The sequence below is a fragment of the Blastococcus sp. CT_GayMR19 genome (genome assembly GCF_004570385.1).
Classification (GTDB): domain Bacteria; phylum Actinomycetota; class Actinomycetes; order Mycobacteriales; family Geodermatophilaceae; genus Blastococcus_B.
In genome coordinates this window covers 69606-82852 of record NZ_SPQL01000011.1, presented here as the reverse complement: position 1 = coordinate 82852, position 13247 = coordinate 69606, and the positions used below count along the sequence as shown (strand labels likewise).

Here is a 13247-nt window from a genome sequence, read left to right as displayed (position 1 = left end):
ACCGAGGGGCGCCGATGGGCACGGCCCTCGGACAGCGGTGCCCATCCGAGGCGCCGCGCTGAGGGGAGATACCGATGTTGAGCGAGCGAGAGGTCTCCGCCGCGGTCGGGAGCACCGCCTACGGCGCCAACGGGGACAAGCTCGGCACGGTCGAGCACTTCTTCGTCGACGACCGGACCGGCGCCCCGACCTGGGTGTCGGTGATCACCGGCCTGTTCGGCACCCGGCACTCCATCGTCCCGGCGGTGGACGCGACGTTCGACGACGGATCCCTGCACCTGCCCGTGACCACCGACGCGGTGAAGAGCGCGCCGGCACTGGCCGGTGAGCACCTGGACCCGGCGGAGGAGGCCGAGCTCCGTCGGCACTACGGCATCCAGGAGGCCGGCGCCCAGGACGCCGGTATCCAGGACGCCGGCCTCCGGGACCCCGGACCTCCCGACCGGGAGCCCGCCGCCGGTGCCCCGGGCTGGCTGCCGCCCGTACCACCGCCGACCGAGCACCGGCACGAGGACGCCGACCTGCACAGCGGACCCGTGGACGGCGGGCGCCCGGACGACCGCCCGGCGGACGACCTGGAGAGCACGAGGGTGATGGCGGCGCCCACGCAGGAGATCCCGGTCGTCCCGCCGCCGCCGGAGGGCGCGGAGCACGGCACGGAGGCGACCGCCGGCGCCATGACCCGCAGCGAGGAGCGGCTGGTCGTCGGTACCGAGCGCGTGGCCACCACGCGGGCCCGGCTGGTGAAGTACGTGGTGACCGAGGAGGTCCAGATCACGGTGCCCATCCGCCGCGAGGAGATCCGGGTGGAGGAGGTGCCGCTCGACGCCCCCGATCCCGGGTCCGGAGAGTCCCTGCTCCCGGCCGACCACCTGCCCGCCGGGGAACGCGCGCGGGCCGGCGACTTCACGCCCGGCGGGTACGACACCGGGGGCTACCAGGTCGCCGACGGCCTGCCGGACGAGATCGTCCTGCACACCGAGCGGCCGGTGGTCAGCGTTGAGGTCGTCCCGGTCGAGCGCGTGCGCCTGCGCACGGAGACCGTCGAGGGGCAGGAGCGGGTCACCGAGCAGGTGCAGCGCGAGCAGATCGTGCTGGACGAGAGCTCGTCGCCCCGACTCAGCCCCAGCTGACGACGAGCTGCGGCCGGTTCGCGGTCGTCGCGTTCTCCCGGGCGCCGTAGAGCTGCCAGTAGGGGGTGCCGCTGCCCTCCGTGCGGTCGCGCAGGACGAAGCCGGAGTTCGTGCCGGCGTAGAACGAGGCCACCATCGACGTGACCGTCCACTCCTGCCATCCCGCCGCCGCCACGGACGTGCTCCCCACTCCGGGGACCGTCGAGGCGGGCATGTTGTTCCAGTGCGTGGCTGCCTCCGACCACGCCGGTGCCGCCGGATCGACGCGATAGACGTCGATGATCCGACCCGCGTCGGGGTCGTGCGCGTGGAGGCGGAGCGTCGCCGCTGTCACCACGCAACGAGCCGCGAGCGCAGGCAGGGTGAACTTCACGTACACACGGCCGTTCGCCCCACTCGCGGAACCGACTCCGGTGTCGCCGCTCGTGCCGTACGTCGTCGTGGGGTTCGTCTGGTACGTGGTCGTGTCGGCGCTCGCGCTGAGCGTGGAACTGCCCGGCGACGCGCAGAAGGTCGCCGCCGTGCTCGCGGTGTTGCCCGTGTCATCGGTCTGCGCCGTGAACGCCGCCGTCGTGGTGTGCTGGGCGAGCAGCACGGTGAAGGCGGCGGCCGCGCCCAGCACGGCCAGCCGCCGTCCCGAGCGCACCATCCGTCGTCGTCCCCGACGCCCGGTTCCGTCGGCGCTCACGGCGCCTCCGTCCGCCAGGTGAAGCCGAAGGACGCCGACTTGCCGGCGGCGGCCGGCACGTCCTGCACGGTCAGGCGGAAGCGGAAGCTCCGTCGCTCCTGCTCGTCGGACGGGTTCCAGGTGAAGCGCCCGCTGGCGTAGTTCGAGTGCGCCGAGGCGAAGTCGGCCAGGGTTCCGCTGTAGACGCTCTCGGAGGCCGCGAAGCTGCCGCAGCCGCCGAACGCACCGCTCGCGGCGCTGCCCATGTGGACCGTGAGGTCGAGGTACGGGGCCAGGGCTCCGCTCGCCGCCGCCGCGTACAGCAGCACGGGTCCCGGATTGTCGGCGCCGTCGTAGCTCACCTCGATGCACCGGTCGAGCGGGACGCCCGGCAGCATGGTCTCCCCGGGGAACATCGCCGTCCCCTCGTCGCTGTCGCTGAGCTCCACCTCGATGTCGGGCACGGGCGGCTCCTCGACCGGCTCCTCCTCGGGCTCCGCGACGAGCAGGACAGGCGGTTCCTCCACCGGCGGCACCTCGGGTGCCGGGGTGGGGGCGGGCCGGGACGGTCGTCGTCCCTCGGTGGCCGAGGGTGCCGCGGTCCCGATGGGGACGTAGTCGGCGAGGACCTCGCTCTCCTCGACGAATGCCGCCTGCGAGCCGGACACGACCAGCAGGGCGACGAGCGTGAAGGACAGCGCGAAGGCCGAGAGCTGGATGGCCAGGCCGTTGAGCGAGAAGCGGAGGCGCTTGCCCTTCGCCCGGCGCACGGGCTGCGCGCCCGTCCGGCGGAAGAGGCGGAGCGTCATGCCGGCCCGCCCGCCCCGGTGCGCGCGTCCTCGGTGGCCCGCCCGGCCTTCCGGCTGCGCTTGACCTCGTACATGAGCTGGTCGGCCTGACCCAGGAGGCTGTCGAGGTCGCGCTCGCCTGGCTTGGCGTGCGCGGCACCGATGCTCACGCCGATGCGGGCCATGCCGGCCTCGAGGAGGAACGGCTTGCCGACCTCGATCTCGATCCGCCGGCCGAGCCCGGCGAGGTCCTCGTCGGAAGCGCCCGGCGCGACGACGACGAACTCGTCGCCGCCCATGCGTCCGAGGACGCTGTCCGCACGCATGGCGCTCTCAAGCCGGCGGGCCACCTTCTCGAGCAGCTCGTCACCGGCCGCGTGGCCGAGGGTGTCGTTGACGCCCTTGAACCCGTCCAGGTCGCAGAAGAGCACGCCCAGGTGACCCGGGATCTGCTCGGCGGTGAGGACCAGCCCTCGCCGGTTGAGCAGCCCGGTGAGCTGATCGCGGGTCGCCTGGTCCTGGTACGTCTGCTTCAGCAGCTCGAGCTGCTGCACCAGGACGGCGTTGGCGAGACCGACCCGCGCCTGGGCGACGAGCAGGTCGAGGGCCTCGACGCGGCGGGCCACCTCGTCCTCGGGACCGGTGACCCGGGCGGTGAACGCGTAGGCGTCGCCACCGGGCACGTCCAGGTCACGGGTGAGCAGGACGGTCTCCTGGCCCTCATCGAGCAGCGTCTCGTCGCCGGTGGCCGCCTCGTCGGCATCGGACACCGTGTGGACCGTGCCCGCCGCGTCGCGGACGGCGACCTCCGTGGCGCCGAGCTGGGCGGCACCGGCCGCCAGCTGGGCCACGACGGCGGTGACGTCGAGCGGGAAGATGTCCGCGGTGATCGCCGAGAGATCACCGAGCAGGCGGGCACGGTCGTCGGCCGCTTCCCGCGCCGTCCCCAGCTGCCCGACCTGGGCGACCAGGTGCTCGGCGAGCATGGCGACGGGGATCGTGGCCAGGAGCAGCGTCGGCATGGCGACGACGAGCACGGTCAGCGCGTCGTCCGGGGCCTGGTCGGGGAAGACGACGGCGAGGGCGCCGAGGGCGACCGAGCTCATCGTCCAGAGGCCGGCCAGCCCGCTGAGACCGAACCAGAGAGCGGCCTCGAGGAACGGCAGCATGAGCAGGACCAGCGCGAACGACCGCGGCGGCAGGCCGGCGAAGGCGATGACGCCGAGCACGATGACCGCGTCGCCGATCGTGCTCGCCGCGGCGAACGCCGACCGTCGTCCCTGGCCTGCGCGCGCGGCCCGGCCGGTGAGGACGGCGAGCAGCACGAGGACGGTCGCGGCGGCGACCGCGAGCGGCAGCACGATCTCGCGCTCGAGCTCGCTGCCGTCCGTGGGCCGGTAGCCCGCTCCACCCAGCAGGAGCAGGGCGACGGCGACGAGCCGGATCTGGCGCAGGGCGCGCTCGGCGACGGACCGGCCACGGTTGCGCCGGTCCTCGCGCTCGGCCCGCCGGTCCTGCGTGGTGACGCCGCGGCGCTTCATGACAGGCCTTCGAGGAGGTGGACGGTCCGGCGCTGGGCGGCGATGCTCTGCGCAGCCAGCCGCTCGAGGACCAGCCCGTGCAGTGTCTCCGGCAGCAGCCGTCGTCCCGCACCGCCACGCCGGTCGGCACGGCTGCCACCCGAACGGCCCAGCAGCACCTCGGCCGGGTTCACCCGGCGGCCGGAGGCCCACGGATCGAAGGCGGGGTCGAACGAGCGGGGAGCCAGGATCAGGACGACGAGGAGCGCGACGGCGGTGACGCCCAGGTGCGCGACCCGCCCCTCCGAGAACCACAGCGACGGGCGGCCCACCCAGGGAACGGCCAGCACGGCGGCGCCCTGGATGTTCTCGGCGTGCAGGAACTCGCTGTCCGGAACGCTGTTGGCGTCACCCTGCGTGCGGAACGTGCCGTCGGGCAGCTGCTCGACGATGCGGTGCAGGACGCGGACGTCGTCGGCCCGCTCGAAGAGGACCACGGTGTTGGGGACGAGCTCCTCGTCGGAGACCGGCCGGATCATCACCACGTCGCCGGGGGTCACGAGCGGTTCCATCGACCCGGAGGTCACGAGGGTCGGCGACCACCCGATGAAGGCCCAGGGGAGGGCGATCCACAGCGACAGGCTGCTGACCATGGAGATCATCAGCATGCTGACCGTGCCCGCCCCGTAGAGGACCGGCCGGAGCCACGGCCTGGCCGCCGGCTTGGCCGTGACCGGGGCGGCGACCGTGGTCTCCGTCGCGGCCTTGGCCGCGGCCGCGGCGGCCGCCGCCCGGTCCGCGGTGGTCAGCTGGTGCGCGTTTCCCACGAGAAACCAAAGGTCGAGGTCTTGCCGGCGGCCGCGGTGTTGTCCTGTACCGAGATCTCGAACCGGAAGGTGCGGGTCTCGGGGCTGCCGATCGGGTTCCAGGTGGTCGCGCCGGTGGCATGGCCGGCGTGGGTGGTGGCGAAGTTGCTCAGGGTCCCGGAGTACACGGTTGAACCGGAGGTGAATCCCGTGCAGTCGCCGAAGACGGGGGTGTTGTCGGTGCCCATCTGGACCGTCAGGTTGAGATAGGGCGTGAGGGTCCCGGTGGGCGCCGCGCTGGCATAGAGCAGCACCGCCGTCGGGTCCACGGTGCCGGTGTAGGTGACGTCGATGCACCGCTCGACGGGGGCGCCCGGCATGAGGTTGGTGACGCCGTTGAACATCGCCGTGCCGGCGTCGGTGTCGGTGAGCGCGATCGCCGCGCTGGTGACCTGGTTGGTCGAGTTGTCGTTCTGCGCCACGAACGCGGCGCGCGACGAGGTGACGACGAGGAGGGCGATCAGGATGAAGGTCAGCGCGAAGGCCGACAGCTGGATGGCGAGACTGTTGAGCGAGCGGCCGCCATGGCGGCGCCCGGCCACCGGGACTCGCGGATCGCTGCTGCTCATGCCCTCCTATCGGGCGACAGCGCCGGTCACTTGAGTCGCTACAGCCAACTCACCCGTCCGGGTTGATTCCGGTACGGGAGAGCCTCGCCACCATTGACACGGCCGGATCAGGCCAGGCGCCTCAACCGTTCGACCGCTTCCCCGAGCACGGCGTCGCTCTTGCAGAAGGCGAAGCGCACCAGGTGCCTGCCGAGGTGCGCGTGCTCGGCGGCGTAGAACACCCCGCTCGGGACGGCGACCACCCCGGCGCGCTCGGGCAGTGCGCGGCAGAACGCCAGACCGTCGCCGTCGGGCTGGACGCCGCGGACGTCCACGGTGGCGAAGTAGGTCGCCTCCGGGCCGATCACCGGCAGTCCGGCGTCCCGGAGACCTTCGACCAGCACGTCGCGGCGGTACTCGAGGTCCTTCGCGGCCGCGGTGAAGTAGGTGTCCGGCAGCCGCAGCCCCGCCGCGACCGCCGGCTGGAACGGCCCGCCGCTGACGTAGGTGAGGAACTGCTTGGCCGTGCGGACGGCGGCGACCAGCGGTGCCGGGCCGCAGATCCAGCCGATCTTCCAGCCCGTGACGTTGAAGGTCTTGCCCGCGCTGCCGACGACCAGGGTCCGCTCCCGCATGCCCGGCAGCGTGGCGATCGAGATGTGCCGGGCGCCGTCGAAGACCAGGTGCTCGTAGACCTCGTCGGTGAGCACCAGCAGGTCGTTCTCGATCGCGTGCACGGCGAGGACGACGAGCTCCTCGGGGGTGAAGACCTTGCCGGTGGGGTTGTGCGGGGTGTTGACGAGCAGCACCTTCGTGCGAGGCGTGATGGCGGCCCGGAGCTCGGCGGGGTCGAACGTCCAGCGGCCGCCGCCGTCGGCCGGCGGGCGGAGGGGGACGGGCCGGGCCACACCGCCGGCCATCGCGATGCCTGCCGCATAGCAGTCGTACATGGGCTCGAACACCACGACCTCGTCGCCGGTGTCCAGCAGCGCGAGCAGGGCGCCGGACAGGGCCTCGGTGGCACCCGCGGTGACGAGGACCTCGTCCGCGGGGTCGTAGGCCAGGCCCCGGAAGCGCCGGGCGTGGTCGGCGATCGCCTGGCGCAGCTCGAGGGTGCCCGGCCCGGGTGGGTACTGGTCGGCGGCGGTGCCGATCGCGGCCCGAGCCACGTCGAGGACCTCGGGGGGACCGGGGTAGTCGGGGAACCCCTGCCCGAGGTTGACCGAGCCGGTGGCCACCGCGAGCGCGCTCATCTCGGCGAACACCGTCGTCCCGAAGCCCTGGAGCCGGGCCGTGAGGTGGGGTGCCCTGGTCACGGGGCGCCCGCCAGGCTGAACCGCACCGTGCGGCCCGCGACGTCGGCCTCCTCCAGCCGGACCTGCACGCGGGTGCCCGGCGTCAGCCCCTCCCCGGTACAGCGGCCGCGGACGGCGTGGCCGTCGAGGACGACGGTGCCGCGACCGTCCTCGGCGTCGACCACCACCGCCGCGAAGATCTCGCCTTCCCGGCCGCGCAGCAACCAGGCCTCGGTCGCATCGAGGACGGCGCGCTCGACCTCCCGGGTCCGCCGGTCGGACGCCGCCATGAGCGCGGGGAGCTCCGGCAGCGCCGCCCGCAGGTCGGCTGCCGGCTCGGACCCCGCGGCCAGCGCCAGGCACACCTCGGTGCCGAACCGGTCGACCAGCCGGCGCAGCGGGGCAGTGACGTGCGCGTACGGGGCGCCGACGCCGCCGTGCCCGGGCTGCTGCGGTGGCGTGCCGTCGAACGGGGTGTAGGCGGCCCCGCGGAGCAGGATGCCCGCCTCGTCGAGGAACGCCGCCGCGCCGGGCTCGCTCGGGTCCAGGCCGGAGATCACCGTCCCGGGGGAGGCGCCGTCCGGCCAGACGACCCCGAGTGCCGGCGCCAGGAGGCGCAGCCGCTCGACGTCCTCCGGCCTCGGCGGTGGAAGCGTGCGCAGGACGCCGACGCGGCCGTCGATCATGAGCGCCGCCGCGCACCGGCCCGTGAGCAGGGAGATCTGCGCGTTCCACGCCTCGACGGGCAGGTCGCCGCGGAAGACGACGGTCCAGCTGCCGTCCGCCGTCGCCCGCACCTCCTGGTCGGGGGTGCCGAGCTCGATCGCGCCGCGTTCGGCCGCCCGCTCCTGCAGCAGGGCGCCGATCCGGGGCAGCAGGGCCAGCGGCTCGGGCAGGGTGCCGGCATCGGCCTGCGCCTGGACGGCGGGATAGTCCAGCTGCGCGCGGCTGCGCACGCGGCCCCGGTGCACCCGGACCTCGACCGGTTCGCCGTCGGCGTCCAGGTCGATGGTCCAGACAGCGGCCGGCCGGACCCCGTCGGGGAGCAGGCTGGCCGCCCCTTCGCTGAGCTCGGGCGGGTGGAGCGGGGTCCGCCGGTCGGGGCTGTAGAGCGTCTGCCCGCGGCGCCGGGCCTCGCGGTCGAGGGCGCTGCCGAGCCGGACGAAGGCTCCGACGTCGGCGATCGCGTAGGTGACCCGGTAACCGCTCCCCCGGGCAGCCAGGTGCACGGCCTGGTCCAGGTCCCGGCTGCCGACCGGGTCCAGGGTGACCAGGGGGACGTCGGTGGCGTCGAACTCGGGCAGCGGTGGCTGGGTCGCGAGCCGCAACGCCTCCGCCAGCGCGTCCGCCGGGAACTCCTCCGGCACCTCGAACTCGGCACGGATGGCGGCGAAATCGGGCTCGGCGTCGGCGGCCGACGGCCAGCGAGGCACCCGGATCGGGGGACGCACGGATTCGACCACGACCATCCCTTCGCACTCGGAGCGTCCGCCAGCCTGACAGAGGGCTCCGCTGCCCGCGTTCCACGTGGAACCCGCCGTCCCGCACTAGCCGATCCGGACGTCCTCCATGCCCTCGACGGCCACGACGTCCCCGCGGTGGAGCTGGCGCCCTCGCCGCTCCTCCGGCTCGCCGTTGACCCGGACCGCGCCGGCGAGCAGGACGTCCTTCACCTGGGCGCCGGTCGGGACGGCGTCGACCAGTTTGAGCAGCTGACCGAGCCGGATGGTGTCCTCGCCGGAGCGGAGATCGACGGTGCGCACGCGGCCAGTGTCCGTCAGGCCGGCTCGAGGACGTCGCCGGTGCGCACGGTGCCCGGCTCGAGGACCCGTGCCGCGATCGCGAGGTCGCCGCCGCGCTCGCGGTGGATCGTCTTCAGCACGCCGGTGTCCCGGCCGATCCCGCCCGGCTGGGGGCGGGTGACCATGACGCAGCGGGGGATGGGCGTGCCGACGACGATGGTGGCACCGCCCAGCCGCAGCCGGGCGCCGAGCAGTTCGTCCTCCCCGGCGCCCTCCAGCACGACGTTGGACCGGAACCGCCGGCGGTCCCAGCTGCCGAGCGTGCCGGTGGAGACCAGCGAGAGCCGGCCGTCCGCGTTGTCGTGGAACGCACCGCCGGCGGCGCCCTCCCAGTCGTGCCAGCGCTTGGGCGCCTCGGCCAGGTCGTCGTCCGGGCTCTCGTAGCGACGTCGTTCGGTGACCTCGGCCGCCGACCGGAGCGCCACCGGGCGGCCGAGCCAGGCGGAGAGCGCGGCGTCGTCGGCGGTCACGGTGCCGTCGGGCAGCACGATCTCGACGCCGCCGTCCGGCCGTGTCCGGGCGGCCGCGAAGAGGAGGTCCGGCTCCCGGCGTGCAGTGAGCCCGAAGCCGCTGGCGACGTCGAACAGCGCCCACTGCCGGTCGCCGGTGATGCCGCCCGGGCCCAGCTCGGCGGCGTCCAGCCGCTCGCCCTGCAGCGACTTCACCGGGAAACGCCACAGCTCGACGACCCGCACGTCAGTGCCGCCGGGTCGGCGTAGGTGTCCAGGCGAGCGTCCAGGTGCCGGACCACTCCCCGCCCGGTTCCAGGACGACGAGGTCGACGTGGTCGGCCAGCGCGTTCGGAGGGGACGTCATCGGCTCGACGGCCAGGCTGCGGCGGTGCTGGCCTTCGGGGAACTGGTCACCGCTGTAGATCTGCAGCCACGACCACTGCTCGTCGACGGCCAGCTCGAGCTCCCCGGCCGGGCCGCGCAGCCGTACCCGGGCCCAGCCGTCGTCGTCCCGCTCGAGGTCGGTCAGCGGGGTGTCGAAGGCGCGGTGCCCGATCCGGCCGACGTCCCCGTGGAACCGGTGCCGCTGGCCCGTCGGCAGGCCGCCGTCCGTCTCCAGGGTCGTCCGTGCGCCGACGTGCAGCTCGGCCGCGGAGATCCCGCCGTCCTCCGCGGCCCCCACGTGCAGGTACGGATGCATGCCGACGGCGACCGGCGCCGGCTCGGACCCGGCGTTGCGGACCCGCACGGTCACCGCGAGCCGGTCCGGCGCGAGCGTGTAGTCGACGGCCGCCGCGAGCCGGAAGGGATAGCCCGGGCGGGGCTCCAGGGTGAGGCCGACCGTGGTCCGATCGGCTGTCTGCTCCAGAGCGGCCCAGGACTGCCAGGCGACCAGCCCGTGCAGGGCGTGCGGCTGATCGGTGGATCGGATGTCGAGCTGCAGCTCGCGGCCCTGCCACGCCCAGCGGCCGTGCCGGACGCGGTTGGGCCAGGGCAGGAGGACCGCACCGCGGGAGCCACCGGCCACGGCGCCCGCGGGGTAGCCGTCCAGAACGTCCCAGTCGCCGACGACGAGGCGGCGCAGTCCGCCGCCGCGGAGGTCGAGCGCCAGCCGGGCGTCCCCGGCTCGCAGCACCACCTCGGTGGGCTCGGTGGCCGGCCATGCCGTCATGGGTCCTCCTCGGGTCGGGGCGCTGCCGGTCACTCCATCACAGCCGCGGGCTGCTGGGTCTCCAGCGGCTCGGCGCGAGCGGGCAGCAGCGAGATGCGCACGAGGCCGGCGGCGAAACGGGCGAGATCGTGGTCCGGGACCAGCGCGGCGAGATCCTCGCCGTCGTCGGGGAGGCCCACCCGCCGTGCCCCGGCGCGGGCACGGTCGTCCAGGTACGGGCGGACCCACGGCCAGACGGCCTGCACCTCACGGAGGAACACCGCCGCGCCGGTCGGGCCGATGCCCTTGACCTCCTGCAGCAGCCGGCCCGCCGTCGCGACGTCGCCGTGGGCCTCCTGGCCCAGTCGACGGAGATCGCCGCCGTACCGGTCGAGCACGAGCTGTGCCATGTCCCGGAGCTGCGTCGCGGTGCGTTCGTCGTAGCGGCGGTACCCGCCGCGGCCGAGGGCCTGGATGAGGCCCGACCGGGCAGCGTCGCGCATCGGCTCCGGGCCGGTCCGGCCTCGCGCGAACAGCTCCCCCGCGGTCGCGACGGCGATGTCCGCCCCGATCCGCGCCGAGAGCAGCTGAGCCAGGACGAGCAGCTGGAACAGCGGGGCCGGCTCGTCCGTCAACCGGATGCCTGCACCGTCGGCGTAGGTGGTGCCGTACCGGTCGAGGACGGCGCGGGCGGTCTCCTGGGCTGGACTCACCCGACTACTCCTACCCGACGATGCCGTCGATCCCTCCTGTCAGAACTGCTCGGCTGTGGATGACGGAGTTCCGTCCACAGGGGCTCTGACCTGCTATTTCTGTCGTAGCGAACGTCTACTCTTCGCTCATACGTTCGAGTCATCGCGGTGAGCGGAGGTAGGAGGTCGGTGTCGTCGTGGACCTCTGTGCTCCAACAGATCGCGGAACTCGACCCGCGCGACTTCGACCCGGCCGATCTCGCGGACGAGCAACTCCGCGAGACCATGCCGCTCACCCAGGTCGCGATCAACCGCCTGTCGGCCGTCCTCACCCGCTGCGTGGCCGCCGGTGGTGATCGGCAGGTCCACGCGGCTGACGGCATGGGCACGATGAAGACCTGGTTGACCGCGCACTGCCGGCTCTCCGGCGCGGAGGCGACCGCGCTGGTCCGGGCCGCATGCCGGCTTCCTTCGATGCCGGAGCTCCAGGCGGCGTACGCGGCCGGTGCGGTCGGTTCGGCGCACGTGCAGATGGTGACGGCGGCGGTGACCCCGGCGCGGATCGCGGCGGCGGCCGATGCCGGGATCGATCTGGCCACCACCGACCAGGTGCTGACCGAGGCCGCGCGGGTGTTGGGCCCGGAGGACACGGCGAAGGCGGCGCGCCGCTGGGTAGCCGGAGTCGACCCCGACGGACTGCTCGACGATTCAGCCGGCCTCCCCCGGGTGCTGCGGATGGCGTCCAGCAGCGGCGGGCCGGTGTACCTGACCAGGCACCTCGACCCGGTCGGCGGGGAGACGGTGCACGCCGCGCTCGAGGCCGTGATGAACGGATACCGTCCGGCCGACGACCGGCGGAGCCATGCCGAGCGCCAGGGCGATGCCCTGGTGGAGCTGTGCCGGCAGGCCCTGGCCGGCGGTTCTCTGCCGACGGTGCGCGGCGAGCGGGCGCAGGTTCGGGTGAGCATGGACCTGCAGGCGCTGTCTGCCGAGCGGGGCTTTGCCGAGCTGCCCTTCGCCGGCCCGATCACCGCCGAGACCGCACGGCGGCTCGCCTGCGACGCCTCAGTGGTCCGGATCGTCACCGGTCCCAGCGGTCTGCCGTTGGACGTCGGACGCGAGCAGCGCACCGCGTCGGCCGGTATCCGGCGCGCGATCGAGGTCCGCGACGTCCACTGCGTGTTCGCCGGTTGCCGGGCCCCCGCGGCCTGGTGCGACGTCCACCACGTCATTCACTGGGCCTTCGGCGGCGTGACCTCCCGCGACAACGGCGCCTTGCTCTGCGAGCGACACCACACCGCCGTGCACGAAGGCCGGTTCAGCATCGCCCGCGCCCCCGGAACCGCGGTCTGGCACACCTTCCGGCCGGACGGCACGGAGATCCTGATCCGCGGGAAGAGCCCGTGACGACCCGTGGCACCGGCCGGAGATGACTCCTGCCGGTGCTACTCAGATCGCGGGTGTGCACGTGACCCGGAAGAACTCAGCCCCGGATCGCGGCTCGGATGTCGCGGAACGACGGGTTGCTCATGAACTTCTCGCCGATGCGCACGGTCGGCACGAGTTCGTCGCCGTCGTTGACCGACCGCACGATCGCGGCCGCCTCACCGTCCTCCCAGATGTTGACCGCATCGAACGGGATGCGGGCCAGCCGGAGCCGGACCTTGAGCCGCGCGGAGAACGGGCATCCAGGTCGCCAGTACAGCGTCATGGCTTCGGTCAACGAACCTCCCAGCGCCGTCCGGACCTCAACGCTGGGCCCGACCGGCGCCAGGCGCAAGGCCCGGTTCACGGGGCCGGGGGGGCCCGCTCGAAGAACAGGGAGTCCCCGGCGTTCGCGTCGGCGACATAGGCCCCGAACGCCTCGGTCGGCCGGTAGCCCGCCCACGTGTACAGGGCGATCGCCTCGGGCTGCCGGGGACCGGACTCCAGGCGGAGCGTGGTCCAGCCGCGGCTCCGGGCGTCGTCCTCCAGCGCCGCGAGCACCACCTTCGCGATGCCCCGCCCGCGCGCCGACGGCACGACGTACATGCGCTTGAGCTCACCGACGCCGTCCGCGATCGCGCGGAGCGCCCCGCAGCCGATGGCCGCCCCGTCCTCGTTCCGCGCCACCAGCACGATCGCCAGGTCGGCCGCCGAGGGGGGCGTGCCCGGCTCCGCGGCACCGTCGTAGCGCGCCCGGAGCTCCGCCTGCTGCGCGTCGGCCAGCCGCCGCACGTCGGGGTCGTCCCACTCGGCCGGCGCCAGGCGGACGAAAGAGGCAGTCGGCAACGGAGGATCGCCTTCGCGGGGTCAGAGCGGATGGGGCGCCGAAAGTACCGCGGGTACGGTCGC

The 13247-nt window shown here is 73.9% G+C and carries 15 protein-coding genes; 2 read left to right on the top strand and 13 right to left on the bottom strand.

What is annotated here, in order from left to right; all coding sequences use genetic code 11:
- Positions 1 to 74 precede the first annotated feature (74 nt).
- Positions 75 to 1133: a PRC and DUF2382 domain-containing protein gene (locus E4P39_RS15690; protein WP_135137512.1), complete on the top strand. Its 1059-nt coding sequence runs from the start codon at positions 75 to 77 to the stop codon at positions 1131 to 1133.
- Here E4P39_RS15690 and E4P39_RS15685 read toward each other — a convergent pair.
- The 11 genes from E4P39_RS15685 to E4P39_RS15635 all read right to left on the bottom strand — a co-directional run bounded on the left by E4P39_RS15685 (position 1120) and on the right by E4P39_RS15635 (position 10934).
- On the bottom strand, positions 1120 to 1821 hold the full coding sequence (locus tag E4P39_RS15685) for a DNRLRE domain-containing protein (RefSeq protein WP_135137511.1): 702 nt from the start codon (positions 1819 to 1821) through the stop codon (positions 1120 to 1122). The genes E4P39_RS15690 and E4P39_RS15685 overlap by 14 nt on opposite strands.
- On the bottom strand, positions 1818 to 2609 hold the full coding sequence (locus E4P39_RS15680; RefSeq protein WP_135137510.1) for a hypothetical protein: 792 nt from the start codon (positions 2607 to 2609) through the stop codon (positions 1818 to 1820). Before E4P39_RS15680 ends, E4P39_RS15685 begins: the two co-directional genes overlap by 4 nt.
- Positions 2606 to 4129: a GGDEF domain-containing protein gene (locus tag E4P39_RS15675; RefSeq protein WP_135137509.1), complete on the bottom strand. Its 1524-nt coding sequence runs from the start codon at positions 4127 to 4129 to the stop codon at positions 2606 to 2608. The genes E4P39_RS15680 and E4P39_RS15675 overlap by 4 nt, the downstream gene beginning before the upstream one ends.
- On the bottom strand, positions 4126 to 4935 hold the full coding sequence (locus tag E4P39_RS15670; RefSeq protein WP_135137508.1) for a signal peptidase I: 810 nt from the start codon (positions 4933 to 4935) through the stop codon (positions 4126 to 4128). Before E4P39_RS15670 ends, E4P39_RS15675 begins: the two co-directional genes overlap by 4 nt.
- On the bottom strand, positions 4914 to 5516 hold the full coding sequence (locus E4P39_RS15665; protein WP_167761892.1) for a hypothetical protein: 603 nt from the start codon (positions 5514 to 5516) through the stop codon (positions 4914 to 4916). The genes E4P39_RS15670 and E4P39_RS15665 overlap by 22 nt, the downstream gene beginning before the upstream one ends.
- A gap of 134 nt (positions 5517 to 5650) precedes the next feature.
- A complete protein-coding gene (locus E4P39_RS15660) occupies positions 5651 to 6838 on the bottom strand; it encodes a pyridoxal phosphate-dependent aminotransferase (protein WP_135137506.1) in 1188 nt (395 codons plus the stop codon).
- Complete coding sequence (locus tag E4P39_RS15655; protein ID WP_245159867.1) at positions 6835 to 8280, bottom strand: RNB domain-containing ribonuclease; 1446 nt, start codon at positions 8278 to 8280, stop codon at positions 6835 to 6837. The genes E4P39_RS15660 and E4P39_RS15655 overlap by 4 nt, the downstream gene beginning before the upstream one ends.
- An 84-nt stretch (positions 8281 to 8364) precedes the next feature.
- Complete coding sequence (locus tag E4P39_RS15650; protein ID WP_135137504.1) at positions 8365 to 8580, bottom strand: RNA-binding S4 domain-containing protein; 216 nt, start codon at positions 8578 to 8580, stop codon at positions 8365 to 8367.
- A gap of 14 nt (positions 8581 to 8594) precedes the next feature.
- On the bottom strand, positions 8595 to 9314 hold the full coding sequence (locus E4P39_RS15645) for an MOSC N-terminal beta barrel domain-containing protein (protein ID WP_135137503.1): 720 nt from the start codon (positions 9312 to 9314) through the stop codon (positions 8595 to 8597).
- 1 nt (position 9315) lies between these two features.
- A complete protein-coding gene (locus E4P39_RS15640) occupies positions 9316 to 10242 on the bottom strand; it encodes an aldose epimerase (protein WP_135137502.1) in 927 nt (308 codons plus the stop codon).
- A 29-nt stretch (positions 10243 to 10271) separates the two neighbouring features.
- Complete coding sequence (locus tag E4P39_RS15635; protein ID WP_135137501.1) at positions 10272 to 10934, bottom strand: endonuclease; 663 nt, start codon at positions 10932 to 10934, stop codon at positions 10272 to 10274.
- Between the two features lie 186 nt (positions 10935 to 11120).
- On the opposite strand from E4P39_RS15635, the gene E4P39_RS15630 reads away from it, so the two are divergent.
- Positions 11121 to 12320 carry an HNH endonuclease signature motif containing protein gene (locus tag E4P39_RS15630; RefSeq protein WP_135137500.1) on the top strand — a complete coding sequence of 400 codons (1200 nt, stop codon included), beginning with the start codon at positions 11121 to 11123 and terminating at the stop codon, positions 12318 to 12320.
- 76 nt (positions 12321 to 12396) lie between these two features.
- Here E4P39_RS15630 and E4P39_RS15625 read toward each other — a convergent pair whose 3' ends face one another.
- Positions 12397 to 12636 (bottom strand): glutaredoxin domain-containing protein, encoded by a 240-nt coding sequence (locus E4P39_RS15625; RefSeq protein WP_209306564.1) that lies wholly within the window; start codon positions 12634 to 12636, stop codon positions 12397 to 12399.
- Positions 12637 to 12701: 65 nt separating this feature from the next.
- A complete protein-coding gene (locus E4P39_RS15620; RefSeq protein ID WP_209306563.1) occupies positions 12702 to 13184 on the bottom strand; it encodes a GNAT family N-acetyltransferase in 483 nt (160 codons plus the stop codon).
- Positions 13185 to 13247 lie beyond the last annotated feature (63 nt).